This window comes from Bacillus sp. FSL K6-6540 (assembly GCF_038007545.1).
The window spans coordinates 6,031,099-6,044,599 of record NZ_JBBOXH010000001.1 but is presented as its reverse complement, the minus strand read 5'-3'; the positions used below and the strand labels follow the sequence as shown (position 1 = coordinate 6,044,599).

Genomic DNA, 13,501 nt, shown 5'->3' with positions numbered 1-13,501 from the left:
CAATGAATGATGGATTAGAAATTAGTGTTCATCATTGCCTCAGTCTTCTTTATGGGAATCATGTCATGGCGGAGTCCTAACCTTCATCTTGCGCATATCTCGCCAGAGCCAGCGCTGCGGTTTCTTGCATTCGGGCCTGCAGCGTGCTTCCTTCCACGACTTTCACCCTCAGGCCGAGAAAGCGAATGCGCGAGAGCAGAAATTCGCACTCACCCTCCAAATAGCAGACCTGAATGCGGTAGGTATCGGAAGCTTCATCATAATGCACCGTTTTGTCAAAGCAGGAAAAGGCGTAAAGGATCCGCGACAATTCCCCGTTGTACCGCCGGTGGATTTCAATGATCGCTTGCTTTTTCTGTTTTTCCATCAGCTTTTGCAGCCGTTCCTTTATGCGATCGATCCGGAAGGAGGGGAGCGAAGTCCCTTGTATATATAAAATATGATCGAGTTTCGTGTACATGAGTCCTCTACGGCTTTTGCTGTACCAGATCAGCATCCATTCCCGTTTGATCATGGAGTACACCAGTTTGTAAGGGAAACCGGACTGATTGCTGCGCGCTTCTCCATGTTTTGTGCGGTAGCTTAGGCGAAAGCCCTGATCCAGCATGATCATTCTGCGCAAGGTTCGAAGATGCGGATGGTAAACGCTTCGTTCCTGTCCCTTGGCTTTCTCCAGAATGATCCCTTTCATCTCGGCACCGCTATGCTCCATGTGGAGGAGCTCCTTGAGCCGGTCCAAGGTGCCGGGCGTAAAGGCGTTTGCCGTCTCGGGGTGCACCAGCATCATTTTCAGCCATCCCCGTTCCTGAGCGGTAATGGCAATCGAGTCGGTTTCCTCAAGCCTTGTGATGATCTGGTAGTTAAATATCTTCTCGAATGGATTCTGGCTCATAATAAGCGGCAATCTCCTTCCATTCCTTAATGAACTCCTGCCGAAGGGAGCGTGGCTGGAGCACCTCGCAGCTGGAGCCGAAGCTGCGGAGCCAAGGCTTAATTTCGCTGGTGCCGTTCACATCAATTTCGTATAAGAACGAGCTCTCGGATTCCATGGTAACGGTCCCCCATTGCCCTTGCGCCTTAACCCGGTTCAGCACGAAATTCACTTTGCTGCCCTCCGGGTTAAAGAATCTGGCCACGACCTTGGTGGGATTACGGGTATCGGTAACCCAGCTGTGCTCGAATTCGGCCAGCGTTTCCATGAGTCGCTGTTGGAATACTTCTTCTTCAACCACTTCGCCTTCTTCGATTTGAGTCAATCCTTCCATGCGAAACTTCATGAGGCCCTGTCTGCCGTTATGACCGATCAGGTACCAACGGCCGTATTGATGGTCATAGATCACGCGCAGCGGCAGCACCGTTTCCCGAAGCCCTCTGGATTCCCTATGGAACAGCGGATTCGTGTTTCGGGAAGCATAGCGTGAAGAGCTTTTTGGCGATAAATACAGGAAACGGAGCCTCGCCCTTTTGGTGATCGCCTGAAAAATGGTGTGCAGATGCGCCTCATCCAATATGCGTGAATGGTAATGATACTTATAAATATAGGCCGGGGCCGAGTGCGCGGCGATGTCACGATTGCGCAGGGCCCTCTTTAAATTGTCTCGAAGCATATACCCCTGAACAGAGGGGAGCTGCGTGTTCGACATGACGTCCACATAATCGTAGAGATCAAGAAGCTCGTCATCCGACAACGAATCGATGAGGTCACGGGCGCCCCTGTAACGGTACGGCCGTTCTGCGCCTGTCTTCACGATGACTCCGACTTCTTCCAGGTATTTGAGATCCCCGCGTATCGTCTTCTCATCGGGCAGTGTTTCTCCGTCCGGGAATTGATCGCCGCAGCGTTCGATGAGTTCCTTCGCGGTTAACTGCTGATGCTGCAGCTGGGTGAGGATCATGGATAGCCTCAAGCTTTCCGATGCTTTGAGCGATTTGCCGCGGAACAGCAGCAGCAGGAGCGGATCAGCGGTTTCATAGTATGAATAGCGCAGACCTTCGGAGAGGGTAAGACTTTGTTCTTCGGAGAGCTGCGGCTGAAGCGATTCAATCATATTTTTTAAATTTCGGAGCGTTTTGTCATAGGTATGTACTGAAATGCCAAGGCGATCAGCCAGTTGTTGCCGGTTGTATGCTCCGCCGGCCAGCGCCAGAATACGAAGAAATTGGATTTCTTTATCGAAGCTTTCCCGAGCCATGGCGCCCTCCTTCAAATCATATAGTAGATCGTACGTGATCCAGTCTGTAACTATTGTAGCAAGGATAGGGAACCGCATAAAGGAGGGATATTGTAACACCTTCATATAGTCGACAGCCAATCCAAGCATGCCCTGGACCACGCACCGTTCGCACAGGGAGCAGTACTCGTTTTGTTATCGCCATACTTTTGCCCTGTTGAAATCGGAACGCATGGAAGACAATAAGGATATCGGAAATTTACACGGCAACTACAGAAGGAGAGATTCCGGATATGAATATAACGCAGGAAATGAAATCGACGATTCAACAAGAACTTGAGCGGATTGAGCGGGAGGAAGGGGTCCTAATCCTGTATGCCTGCGAATCAGGCAGCAGGGCCTGGGGTTTCCCGTCGACGGATAGCGATTACGACGTAAGGTTTATCTATATCAGACCCGTGGAGTGGTATTTATCGATCTTCGACAAGCGAGATGTGATCGAGCGTCCAATCAACGACAGGCTGGATATGAGCGGTTGGGATTTGAAAAAAGCATTGGGGCTTTTTCGCAAGTCGAATCCGCCCCTGCTTGAATGGCTGGAGTCCCCCATCAAGTATAAGGAGACGCTTGGCATCGCCCAGCAAATCCGAAGCATATCTCCGCTTGCGTTCTCGCCTAAATCATGCATGCACCACTACCTGAACATGGCCAAAGGCAACTACCGGATGTATTTGCAAGGGGGAGACGTTAAGATCAAAAAATATTTCTATGTACTGCGTCCGATCCTGGCATGCGACTGGATTCAAACCTACAACGAGATGCCTCCCATGGAATTCGAGCTGCTTACGGATCGCTTATTAGATCAAGGAAGTGCGCTGAAACAGGAGATTGATCAATTGCTTCTTCGCAAACGTTCGGGTGAAGAGATGAATATTGAACCGAAGCTTCCTATCATTAACGCATTCATTGAAGAGAAATTGAACGAATATGAGCAGTTGACCAAGGATAAGAAGCATCAAGATACGGATCTGGACCAAAGCTTGGATGCTTTGTTTCGGAACGCGCTGGTTGAAGCCTGGGGAGCCGGCGGACCGCAGTTATTCACGGTTTGACGAAAGGAGAGGGCCAATTTGGCAATTATACAGCTCACATCAACGAATCCGCAGTTTTATGAAAGAATGAAACCTTTTTGCGGAAGGGCATGCTTCGGGCTGTTTTTTTCTGCCGAATGATGATTAGATCTATGGTTCCATTCGTGTAGTGTTCCTAAAGCCACAGGCATATTTTGGCTGGTCATGGATACAATGGTGAAGGGGGTTTAGGGACAACCTCTCCCTAAGTCCGGATTGCAAAAAAATGATCAAAAATTCATGCAAAGGACTTGAAATTTTAAGACAACTTGAGTATCATAAAATTGGTTGTTAGCACTGAGGGTTGTCGAGTGCTAATACATAAAGCTTTGAAAAAAGCATCACAACATATTTAAAGGAGGCTATTTTTTCATGATCAGACCTTTAGGTGAACGCGTATTGGTAGAACCGATCGAACAAGAAGAAACTACGGCATTCGGGATTGTACTTCCTGACTCTGCTAAAGAAAAGCCGCAAGAAGGTAAAGTTATTGCTGTAGGCAGCGGCTCCCTGAAAGACGGCGCACGTGTACCTTTGGAAGTTAAAGAAGGCGACCGCGTTATTTTCTCCAAATACGCTGGAACAGAAATCAAATACGAAGGTAAAGAATATTTGATTATGAAAGAAAGCGACATCCACGCGATCTTAGGCTAATGAATGCCTGAATATATCCTGTTTTACCATTCCATAATCCACTAGGGAGGTATGTAATACCATGGCAAAAGACATTAAGTTCAGTGAAGACGCCCGTCGCTCCATGCTTCGCGGTGTAGATGCTTTGGCAAATGCAGTTAAAGTAACGCTCGGACCGAAAGGCCGTAACGTGGTTCTTGAGAAAAAATTCGGAAGCCCGCTCATCACGAATGACGGCGTAACCATCGCTAAAGAAATCGAGCTGGAAGATGCATTCGAGAACATGGGTGCTCAGCTAGTTAAAGAAGTAGCTACCAAAACCAACGATGTTGCCGGTGACGGTACAACAACGGCAACGGTTCTGGCACAAGCCATGATCCGTGAAGGTCTGAAGAACGTTACAGCTGGCGCAAACCCAATGATCATCCGCAAGGGTATCGACAAAGCGGTTAAAGCAGCCGTAACCGAGCTTGCGAATATCGCGAAAGAAGTGAAAAACCATCAGGAGATCGCTCAAGTCGCTTCCGTATCCGCAGCTGACGAAGAAGTAGGTCAACTGATTGCAGAAGCAATGGACAAAGTGGGTAAAGACGGCGTTATCACCGTTGAAGAATCCCGCGGCTTCTTGACGGAGCTTGAAGTAGTAGAAGGTATGCAATTCGACCGCGGCTACATCTCTCCATACATGATCACCGATACGGATAAAATGGAAGCCGTTCTTGAGAATCCATACATCCTGATTACCGATAAAAAAGTAACCAACACGCAAGAGATCCTGCCGATCCTTGAAAAAATCGTACAGCAAGGCAAACCGCTCGTACTGATCGCGGAAGACATCGAAGGCGAAGCGCAAGCGATGCTGATCGTGAACAAACTGCGCGGAACGTTCAACGCTGTTGCTGTTAAAGCTCCTGGCTTCGGCGACCGTCGCAAAGCCATGCTGCAAGATATCGCTGCATTGACTGGCGGCCAAGTGATTACGGAAGAGCTCGGCCTCGACCTGAAAACGGCTTCCATCGATCAATTGGGTACCGCTCGTCAAGTGCGCGTAACCAAAGAGAACACGATCATCGTGGATGGCGCTGGCAACAAGGAAGATATCGATGCTCGCGTGAAGCAAATCCGCAACCAATTGGAAGAAACGACTTCCGATTTCGACAAAGAGAAACTGCAAGAGCGTCTGGCTAAATTGGCTGGCGGCGTAGCGGTTATCAAAGTCGGTGCGGCTACTGAGACGGAATTGAAAGAACGCAAACTGCGCATCGAAGATGCCCTGAACGCAACTCGCGCTGCGGTTGAAGAAGGTATGGTATCCGGTGGTGGTACAGCGCTCGTTAACGTATACAACGCTGTTGCTGCAGTTCAAGTTGAAGGCGACGAGAAAACAGGCGTGAACATCGTTCTGCGCGCTCTGGAAGAGCCAATCCGCACGATTGCAGCTAACGCTGGCCAAGAAGGTTCCGTCATCGTAGAGCGTCTGAAAAAAGAAGAGATCGGCATCGGCTACAACGCGGCTACCGATACTTGGGTGAACATGTTCGAAGCAGGTATCGTTGACCCTGCCAAAGTAACGCGTTCCGCTCTTCAAAACGCTGCATCCGTTGCGGCCATGTTCCTGACAACCGAAGCGGTTATCGCTGACAAGCCAGAACCAGAAAAACCAGCTATGCCTGACATGGGCGGCATGGGTGGAATGGGCGGCATGATGTAAGTAAGGCCTTAAAAACCTTAATACCGCTATTTAAAAGGCTCCCGAGAGGGAGCCTTTTATTATAAAATCACGCAAGCATACTAATATGTGTGGGGCTACCCCCATAGATAAAGGCGAGAATGACACGCTCGGCAGCATGAGGGCGTAACTCTTCTCGCCTTATTGTTATCTTATTCTATTATTAATCTTCGTCTCTCCTCATTTGGTAGTGGTGGTGAAAGTGGTGATGATGATGGTGGTGATGATGGATCATATGATGTCCTGACGGGTGACTATATGGATGAAAATGTGGGTGATGGTCATGCTCATGGCCGTAATGATAAGGCTGTGGTTCCCTTTGTTGATTACCTTGAATGCTATGGCTTTGTTGATTCATTTTGGTCTTCTCCCTTTCATCATGAGATAGTGCATATTATGTGTACAAATGAATAGTGACACTTGACCTAAATAAATTGGGCGATCCATATAAGTATTAAAATAATGTGCAATAAACAGGGAGGAACGACGACATGCCAAGACAGCGACAATTACAGAGAAGTGATTTACAAATATATGCCAACTTGCTTATACTAAAAAAAGTAAACTGAAGGCATCGGTAAGAAAATCCCTGCTGGCCTATGCTGGCAGGGTTTTTTCTTTGAATGGGGGAGCAATTTGTATGAAAAAGTTATTCTTGAAATTTGGAACAGTGGTCTTGTCCTTGTTATTGGTTTGGTTGGTCCTTATTTATTTTCCGGAGTTAGATGACAGTGATGTAAACCCACAAATACCGGGTACCGTTGTCGAATTAGAGTTTCCAGCGGATAAATATCCTGAGACGGCGGATCACATAAAAAAGGCCATTGAATCCGGCCACTCCGATGTTTGTACCATTGATCGAACTGGTGCAGAGGATAACAGGAGTTCTTCACTAAAGGGAATCCCTACGAAAAAAGGATATGATCGGGATGAGTGGCCGATGGCCATGTGTGCCGAAGGAGGAGACGGTGCAAGTGTCGAATACATAGATCCATCTGACAATCGAGGAGCAGGCAGCTGGGTAGGTAACTATTTGGAGGGATACCCGGACGGTACCCAGGTACATTTCATTTTTAGATAGCAAAAAAGCCTACTAGCTAATGCCAGTAGGTTCTTTTTTTATGTTTAGCCGTATTAATCGACTCACATGCTTTACTTCAACTAATGGCACCCAGACTGGCCCATAAACACTCCGCATCTTTAAGCGATCTGTACAAGAATCCGGTATGCCTTGTAATACTTCGCCATTGGTAAGGTATACGGTTACGCTTTGCTTCTCTCGAATGGCTATTTTTAGTTCTTTATTCCACATCTGATTGATCACGCACCCATGACAATAGTAATAATGTCAGTATATCAGAGGTAGGTAAAATTTACTACAATGCATTGAACACGCGGCAGTTGCAATTTCCATTACGACTAGAAATGTAGCTGCAAGACTAACAGCCCATACTATGGCAGAGGCAGTTGTTGATGGCATTACAACAGCTATGATCGATAACTTACTTGCAGGTAAATCATCAGGCATGAATGCAATCGAAAAATACTATGATATCGAAACGGGCGCGCGTGTTGCGTATATCTTCAGAGTAGTTTCGGTGTCATCATGACCACGCACACTGCACGATTGTAATGAAATCAGCTTCTGCCATCTGCGAGCATACTAATATGTGCGTGTCTTATTATGCGTATAATCTATGATAATCATAGAAATGATAATATTGATGAATGATTATAAGGGGCATAGAATGGAGTTCGTAAGCAACAAGCCGACTCTAAAAATGTAAGGAGTGTCCATCATGTCACATGTAGTTGCAGAAATCCAAATACCGGACAGCACGTTGGCAAAAGCAGCCGCAGAGTTGCTTCGTGAGCACGGAAACGATTTACTGTGGAATCATTCCCACCGGGTATATCTATTTGGTGCACTTATGGGAAAACGAAACAATGTAAAATATGATTTAGAACTGCTGTATATCAGCGCTTTGTTCCACGACTTAGGACTTACCAAGCACTACAGCAGTCCAGATAAACGTTTTGAGGTGGACGGAGCTAACGCAGCACGTGATTTTTTACGAAGTTATGGAGTGCCAGAAGAATCTGCTCGGCTCGTATGGGATGCGGTCGCCTTGCATACAACTATTGGAATAGCCCAGTATAAAGAACCGGAAGTTGCCTTGATTAACTCTGGCGTTAGCTATGACGTTGTTGGGGAAAATTTTGATGCATTTACCGAAGATGTGCGAAACCAAGTAACGTTGGCATATCCGCGTAATGGATTTAAGAACAAGATTTTACCAGCGTTTCTTGAGGGGTTTGCTCACAAACCGGAAACGACCTACGGCAATATCAAGGCAGATGTATGCGCTCGGTTACTCCCGGGCTTCAAACGCAAAGATTTTTGCGATAGTGTACTTCATTCGCCATGGCACGAATAAGTTTTTTGGCGAAGCGATTCATGGATAAGCTGCACATCTTAACAATCCCCTTCGGATAGAAGTCGGGGATTGTTTTGTTAATGAAAATAAATTATCTATAATACATGCTGAATATGAAACAAATCGTTGATAAAGAAGAATGAGCTTTTTAAGACTCGCAGAAACCGGGGTGCAGGATATGGAAATCCGGCAATTAGAATATTTCATGGCTGTTTGTCAAGAGCTGCATTTTACAAGAGCATCCGAAAAATTGGGGGTCACGCAGCCTACCCTAAGCCACCAGATAAAAGCAATTGAGGACGAATTGGGGATGCCCTTATTCGATCGGATAGGCAAAAAAATAGCTATTACTGAAGCCGGATTCATTTTGCTAAAACATTGCCACACTGTTTTTCACAGCTTCAAGAGCGTACGTGAAGAAATTCAAGAACTGCAAGATATCAAACGGGGACGCCTTTCGGTTGGGGTTTTACCGGGCGAATTAAATGCGCTTGTTTGCCGGCTGCTGCCGGATTTTCATGAGGCCTATTCCGAAGTTCAGGTTAGGGTCATCAGCGCGGACAATGTTGCGGAACGCTTGCTTAATAACGAGATCGACCTGGCTCTTACTATTATTCCTGTTCATGATGAACGTATCGTTTCCCAACTGCTGTACAAAGAAAAGCTTTATTTAGTAGTTAATGCCGACCATCCCTTAGCGGAAGGGCCCGAAGTAAGCTTAGAGGCTCTTAAGGACCTCCCTCTTGTTTTGTTTCCTAAAAATTATCGGTGTCGACATCAATTGGATTCTATCTGCAACCTGAAGGAAATTGATCTGCGACCAGCCATCGAAATCGATGCCATTGAATCAATGATCACCCTGATAGAAGCAGGGGTAGGCTGTTCCATCCTTTCCGAAACCTTGATGAAGCAGTGGGACAAACCTGGAGTAAAAATAGTGAATATAGCAGAAAACACATTTTTACGGCAAGTCGGACTAATTTATCACAAGGATAAGTACAGGGGGCAAGTTGTCCTAAAATTCACCGAACTTCTTCATAAACAAATAAGCCAACTAGGAATATCCTATACGTTGTAACGCCTAATTGTTTTTTCTACATAATTTTCTAACATAGCATATTGAAACAGGCTATCCCCATATACATTGTTATCAAGCCATTATAAATGGTTGTCTTATTCGTGTGCCGAAAGGTGGGGTAGGGATGTCTGATCCTTTTGTAGTCAGGTCATTAGACGAAATACGTTTTTGGTCACGCATTATGAAAGAACATTCCTTTTTTCTTCGATTAGGATTTAGATGTGAAGACACGCAGTTAATCAATGAGGCTAATCAATTTCATGCCATCTTTGAGGATATTGAAAGAAGATCACATGCATATCAAGCAGATACCGATCCACAAACGATTCGACAGTTTAATTCTGAAGTTCACAATGCCGCTGCACACATTTGGGCATTTAAGAGGAAGGTTCTTGGACTTATACTTAGGTGCCAGCTCCCTGGGGGAACAAATTTCCCTTTGCTTGTAGATCATGTTAGCCGAGAAGCAAATTACTTTAGAAATCGGTTAGAGGAACTCAATAACGGGAGACTTGAACCATTACCTGATGCGATTATCGATGAAAATGTCTTTTTCCTAAAAATCATGACTGACCATGCAAAATTTATAGGTCATCTGCTTGATCCATCCGAGCGAAAATTAGTGGAACAAGCAAGGGAGTTTAGCCAAGATTTTGATACGTTGATGTTTCAAGCCATTGACCTAAGTTCCATGCGTCCACAATCGCAAACCCATCCATTACTAAGTCAATTTGTTGATGAAAACCGCGTTTCAGTCAAATCATTACGCGATTTTAAGAAGACTGCGCGCGACTTAATTGAAGAGTGCCGAATCAAAAGCATCATTCATCCTTTATTAGCAGATCATGTTTTTCGTGAAGCTGAACGATTCTTATTTATTCTAGACATGTTCGATCGGTCATTATCTGGCATGAAGGTAAACAAGAAAGAAATCATGCATTAATAGAAGGGAGGCACTATTGGATGGAAATACAAATAACGGGCTTTGTTGTTCATTCCAATAACTCTGATTCCAGTCATTCCCATCAACTCTTTCTAACATCTTGGGATGGAAGACCGGTTAACGTTCATGTCCATCCCTTTCAAGGAGATACCTCTTTTGACGTTGGACATTTCCATCATTACGTGGGTATAACTGAACCAGCTCCAAGTGGCGTGCCACACGTCCATAATTACCATGCCCAAACATCATTTAATGACCAGCACAAGCACATGATTAGAGGAACAACTGGACCCGCCATTCCATTGGCAGGCGGTGGGCACTATCATTATTTCGAAGGTTATACCACCGTAGATGGCAGGATCCCACATGCTCATCGTTATAGCGGAAACACAGGTGATGAACAAGGGTAGATAATAGTTTCATCCACTTTGCTTTATTGTTTTAATATAAATTATGCCTTTGACTATTACCTCATGCCTTTGCATTATCAGACGCCCTTACATAATATGTAGTATTCCAATTAGGAAGGAGTAAGGGAAAATGAGTGGATATGAAGGTTCCGGGTATGGCGGTAGTGTTGGTGTTATTCTCGTTCTCTTTATTCTGCTTGTCATTATACTCCGTACTTGGGGATTCTAAGTAAATACCTTGTAGAGATCTCACTTATATGCATTGAACGTTTCAGGGTAAATTGTGTGAGAAGCACAAAAGTACCGTTCGTAAAAGGTTTTGAGCAAGATGATGCTCGTTTTGAAAAACACCCAAAAAAGCGGCAAGCTAAGATGCTATTTGAGCCTTGGTTTGCCGCTGTTTTATTAACTATCATCTCCGTTGGCTGTAAAGGAACGTTTTCCGCGAAACAGAAAAATTCTCTTCTCCTCATCACACATGTCAAACCAATAAGATGATTAGGCCAAGTACAAAAAAAGCGGATCCGAGGCATATGGAAACCAATCCGCCGAATTTTACTAAATCCATGTAAGTATCGCTTCGTTCCGAATCTCCTTTGACTTTCCAGCCTTCATCCCTGCTCCAGCCGAATGTCGGATACCTTCTGGCCAGTAGCCCTATACCTATGAGGATCACAGCAAACCCGAAAAGTGCCCCCCATGACATAGGGGTACCGCCAGGTCGAACAAGCGTCGCTAACCCGATTAAGACCAATACGCCGCCAATAAATCCGCCTATTGCCGCACCAACCTGGGTTTTTAACAAATCATGATCGTCCTGCTCGTAGTCTTCCGGTAACCGTTTATTCCATCGTATCCAATCCGAATCCGGATTCATGTAGCTATAACGGCTACTTAGAATGATGACGACGCCAAATAACATCCATAACATTGAAATCAACCCCTTGAAGATTCATACGGAGTAACAAAATGGAAGTTCCGGTATAGTGAAGTAAAACATGAAGAATGGGGATCTAAAGTTACACGTTAAAGGTACCTGAAAAGAAAAAATCCTGCTCTTATGTGAGCAGGATTTTACTTCTGTTCCCTAAGCTTATCGCAAAAATTAACGGCGCTCCGGGGTACGGCGTCTTAACCCGGCAAGACCGGCAAGACCAATTAATCCAAGCCAACCCCAGTCTGTATCGTTATCATTGGTGGCTGCGTTGGTGTTATAACTTCTAGCGTTAACGTTGTTTGTGTTCATGTCATTTGCATTCCTGTTGTTGTTTTCGGCGGAAACAGGGACAACCAACATGCAAGCAATGCTCATAGCAGCGAGAAAAGACATGCAGATTTTCTTCATGTTAAGGACCTCCTTTCTCTGTTCGTCTGAAATGCATGGGCAGGTACCAAAATTATCTTGCCCCAAATAATCTTTAACGATTCTTTACCAAACGAGTGTACTTCTGACTTCCGAGTAGTGAGACTGTGCTAATTTTTCCTTTTATCCGCTATTTCACCGGATTCATGTCGATCCATTTCGAAATGGACCGAGCCGCTGTCGCGCGGATCGGTTATTGTTTTGCGGGCGATGAGATTCCCCTCACCATCAAAACCTTCGATATCAAAAGATGTGGAAGCGGGCGACGGTAGAAATACGAACCAGATCATTCTTTCAGCCTCCGCAGCAGTCAGCTTAGCGTTATAACTACCTTTGCCCTTGATTTTGACGCTTACCTTTTTTATCGAGGGATCCAGAATATCCCCGAACACCATGGGAAACGGGGTAGAGAGATGGTCTAATTCAGGCATGCCCATGTAATTTAACGCTGCTATGGATTGTGAAGATTCGCCGATTCCATATCCGCCGCCCCAAGCCCATTTCCAACCGATCCGAGTTTTTCGTACATATTCTACTTGCAAATTATGGCTTCCCGCTTGGTAAGGTCGTTTCATAAATAAAAGAGTGCCTCCGCTCACGGGTTCACGGTGAATGACATGCATGGAGGATGGGCCTCTAAACTGTTCAACCGCGTTATCCGGAGTCTTCCCGAGCGGGATATGAAGGATATTGTCCTGCCCCAGCGCTCGCGACATGCGCCGATCCGTTAATCCGCCAGGGCGTTCCATCACATAGATGAAGGCGTAGAAGAGAACGACCGAAAGAAATATCAGTTTGGCAGCAAACCGGATGATTCGTTTGTGTTTAACTTGCATAATGCGTCCACCACCACAACGTTTTTTATAATCATTTCTCAAAATCGAACAACGACTCCACCAATATACCATAATTTGGGGGTGTTATTTAGCAGTGCGTGTGGAAAACAGATAAATGCAAGTTAAAGATGAAACGTGTCGTTTACTCGATTCCAGCAGGGAACTCCCGTTTTATGTCGAAGTTTGAAATTAGGGGGTGCTTATATGCTAAAAACATTGAAGGTCGAGCTCTTTAGCGATTCCAATCTGGACGATTTGCAGGATCAGGTGAATGAATTCCTGTATAACATTCATCCTGACGATGTGAAGGATATTAAGCTTTCATCGGCAGACGGAACGTATGATATTTTGGTCATATATAAAGAATAAAGAAAAAGCACCTTAAAGGTGCTTTTTCTTTTGATCTTGCTTATTAAGAATCTCAAAAGGTAAGACCACTTTGCATATAACATTGCCGTCCAGACAGCTCAAGGTCAAAAAGTTAGGTACATCACTTTTTATGTCCCCCTAATGAAGCTTTAAGGTTCCATTAAGCTACGCATCTTATGATGGAATCACCTCTTAACAATAGATTAGGAGCCCCTCTAATTCCGTGGTTAGAGGGGCTTCTCTTGTTTACATATCTTTTTTGCGCAATGGAACAACGGGAGGTTATCGTCTTTCCGGCAGCTCCATGCACCAACGATGACTCTTGCTCGTGGTTTGATTCTTCCTATTTTTATGAGATATGATAGACTAGTATTTTTTATAAGCTATACCCATGTTGCAAA

General features: G+C 45.2%; 16 protein-coding genes. 11 read left to right on the top strand and 5 right to left on the bottom strand.

Translation table 11 applies throughout. From position 1 onward, the window contains the following. Positions 1-76: 76 nt before the first annotated feature. Together MHH82_RS27065 and MHH82_RS27060 are read right to left on the bottom strand one after the other, a co-directional pair. A complete protein-coding gene (locus MHH82_RS27065; protein WP_145040611.1) occupies positions 77-892 on the bottom strand; it encodes a WYL domain-containing protein in 816 nt (271 codons plus the stop codon). After that, complete coding sequence (locus MHH82_RS27060; protein ID WP_145040609.1) at positions 861-2,192, bottom strand: helix-turn-helix transcriptional regulator; 1,332 nt, start codon at positions 2,190-2,192, stop codon at positions 861-863. The genes MHH82_RS27065 and MHH82_RS27060 overlap by 32 nt, the downstream gene beginning before the upstream one ends. A gap of 272 nt (positions 2,193-2,464) precedes the next feature. Between MHH82_RS27060 and MHH82_RS27055 the strand changes: the two genes are divergently transcribed. The 10 genes from MHH82_RS27055 to MHH82_RS27010 all read left to right on the top strand — a co-directional run bounded on the left by MHH82_RS27055 (position 2,465) and on the right by MHH82_RS27010 (position 11,030). After that, positions 2,465-3,283 carry a nucleotidyltransferase domain-containing protein gene (locus tag MHH82_RS27055; protein ID WP_015737284.1) on the top strand — a complete coding sequence of 273 codons (819 nt, stop codon included), beginning with the start codon at positions 2,465-2,467 and terminating at the stop codon, positions 3,281-3,283. A 390-nt stretch (positions 3,284-3,673) separates the two neighbouring features. After that, positions 3,674-3,955, top strand: coding sequence for a co-chaperone GroES (gene groES, locus MHH82_RS27050; RefSeq protein ID WP_006212454.1), 282 nt, complete (start codon positions 3,674-3,676; stop codon positions 3,953-3,955). Positions 3,956-4,016: 61 nt separating this feature from the next. Then, a complete protein-coding gene (groL, locus tag MHH82_RS27045) occupies positions 4,017-5,645 on the top strand; it encodes a chaperonin GroEL (protein ID WP_009593977.1) in 1,629 nt (542 codons plus the stop codon). Between the two features lie 658 nt (positions 5,646-6,303). Then, positions 6,304-6,744 carry a NucA/NucB deoxyribonuclease domain-containing protein gene (locus MHH82_RS27040; RefSeq protein WP_145040607.1) on the top strand — a complete coding sequence of 147 codons (441 nt, stop codon included), beginning with the start codon at positions 6,304-6,306 and terminating at the stop codon, positions 6,742-6,744. Positions 6,745-7,462: 718 nt separating this feature from the next. After that, a complete protein-coding gene (locus MHH82_RS27035; RefSeq protein WP_015737281.1) occupies positions 7,463-8,101 on the top strand; it encodes an HD domain-containing protein in 639 nt (212 codons plus the stop codon). 178 nt (positions 8,102-8,279) lie between these two features. Next, positions 8,280-9,179: a LysR family transcriptional regulator gene (locus tag MHH82_RS27030; protein ID WP_340968706.1), complete on the top strand. Its 900-nt coding sequence runs from the start codon at positions 8,280-8,282 to the stop codon at positions 9,177-9,179. A gap of 124 nt (positions 9,180-9,303) precedes the next feature. Further along, positions 9,304-10,122, top strand: a complete 819-nt coding sequence (locus MHH82_RS27025; RefSeq protein WP_340968705.1) for a DUF2935 domain-containing protein — start codon at positions 9,304-9,306, stop codon at positions 10,120-10,122. A 20-nt stretch (positions 10,123-10,142) separates the two neighbouring features. Next, on the top strand, positions 10,143-10,532 hold the full coding sequence (locus MHH82_RS27020; RefSeq protein ID WP_340968703.1) for a YmaF family protein: 390 nt from the start codon (positions 10,143-10,145) through the stop codon (positions 10,530-10,532). A 130-nt stretch (positions 10,533-10,662) separates the two neighbouring features. Continuing rightward, a complete protein-coding gene (locus MHH82_RS27015; protein ID WP_015737277.1) occupies positions 10,663-10,761 on the top strand; it encodes a YjcZ family sporulation protein in 99 nt (32 codons plus the stop codon). 56 nt (positions 10,762-10,817) lie between these two features. Further along, positions 10,818-11,030: a hypothetical protein gene (locus MHH82_RS27010; protein ID WP_340968701.1), complete on the top strand. Its 213-nt coding sequence runs from the start codon at positions 10,818-10,820 to the stop codon at positions 11,028-11,030. Here MHH82_RS27010 and MHH82_RS27005 read toward each other — a convergent pair. From MHH82_RS27005 to MHH82_RS26995, 3 genes are all read right to left on the bottom strand, one after another. Then, positions 11,014-11,463: a hypothetical protein gene (locus MHH82_RS27005; protein WP_340968700.1), complete on the bottom strand. Its 450-nt coding sequence runs from the start codon at positions 11,461-11,463 to the stop codon at positions 11,014-11,016. The two genes, MHH82_RS27010 and MHH82_RS27005, sit on opposite strands and share 17 nt — an antisense overlap. Before the next feature lie 174 nt (positions 11,464-11,637). Then, a complete protein-coding gene (locus MHH82_RS27000; protein WP_340968698.1) occupies positions 11,638-11,877 on the bottom strand; it encodes a WGxxGxxG family protein in 240 nt (79 codons plus the stop codon). A 128-nt stretch (positions 11,878-12,005) separates the two neighbouring features. Further along, a complete protein-coding gene (locus tag MHH82_RS26995) occupies positions 12,006-12,731 on the bottom strand; it encodes a hypothetical protein (protein ID WP_340968696.1) in 726 nt (241 codons plus the stop codon). Between the two features lie 204 nt (positions 12,732-12,935). Between MHH82_RS26995 and MHH82_RS26990 the strand changes: the two genes are divergently transcribed. Next, a complete protein-coding gene (locus MHH82_RS26990; protein WP_009593971.1) occupies positions 12,936-13,100 on the top strand; it encodes a sporulation protein Cse60 in 165 nt (54 codons plus the stop codon). The last annotated feature ends 401 nt before the right edge of the window (positions 13,101-13,501 follow it).

Excerpts from the sequence above, each read along its gene's own strand:
- MHH82_RS27055 (WP_015737284.1), top strand. The coding sequence starts at position 2,465 with ATGAATATAACGCAGGAAATGAAATCGACGATTCAACAAGAACTTGAG.
- MHH82_RS26990 (WP_009593971.1), top strand. The coding sequence starts at position 12,936 with ATGCTAAAAACATTGAAGGTCGAGCTCTTTAGCGATTCCAATCTGGAC.
- MHH82_RS27025 (WP_340968705.1), top strand. The coding sequence starts at position 9,304 with ATGTCTGATCCTTTTGTAGTCAGGTCATTAGACGAAATACGTTTTTGG.
- groES (WP_006212454.1), top strand. The coding sequence starts at position 3,674 with ATGATCAGACCTTTAGGTGAACGCGTATTGGTAGAACCGATCGAACAA.
- MHH82_RS27060 (WP_145040609.1), bottom strand. The coding sequence starts at position 2,192 with ATGGCTCGGGAAAGCTTCGATAAAGAAATCCAATTTCTTCGTATTCTG.
- groL (WP_009593977.1), top strand. The coding sequence starts at position 4,017 with ATGGCAAAAGACATTAAGTTCAGTGAAGACGCCCGTCGCTCCATGCTT.
- MHH82_RS27065 (WP_145040611.1), bottom strand. The coding sequence starts at position 892 with ATGAGCCAGAATCCATTCGAGAAGATATTTAACTACCAGATCATCACA.
- MHH82_RS27035 (WP_015737281.1), top strand. The coding sequence starts at position 7,463 with ATGTCACATGTAGTTGCAGAAATCCAAATACCGGACAGCACGTTGGCA.
- MHH82_RS26995 (WP_340968696.1), bottom strand. The coding sequence starts at position 12,731 with ATGCAAGTTAAACACAAACGAATCATCCGGTTTGCTGCCAAACTGATA.
- MHH82_RS27040 (WP_145040607.1), top strand. The coding sequence starts at position 6,304 with ATGAAAAAGTTATTCTTGAAATTTGGAACAGTGGTCTTGTCCTTGTTA.
- MHH82_RS27030 (WP_340968706.1), top strand. The coding sequence starts at position 8,280 with ATGGAAATCCGGCAATTAGAATATTTCATGGCTGTTTGTCAAGAGCTG.
- MHH82_RS27005 (WP_340968700.1), bottom strand. The coding sequence starts at position 11,463 with ATGTTATGGATGTTATTTGGCGTCGTCATCATTCTAAGTAGCCGTTAT.
- MHH82_RS27000 (WP_340968698.1), bottom strand. The coding sequence starts at position 11,877 with ATGAAGAAAATCTGCATGTCTTTTCTCGCTGCTATGAGCATTGCTTGC.
- MHH82_RS27020 (WP_340968703.1), top strand. The coding sequence starts at position 10,143 with ATGGAAATACAAATAACGGGCTTTGTTGTTCATTCCAATAACTCTGAT.
- MHH82_RS27015 (WP_015737277.1), top strand. The coding sequence starts at position 10,663 with ATGAGTGGATATGAAGGTTCCGGGTATGGCGGTAGTGTTGGTGTTATT.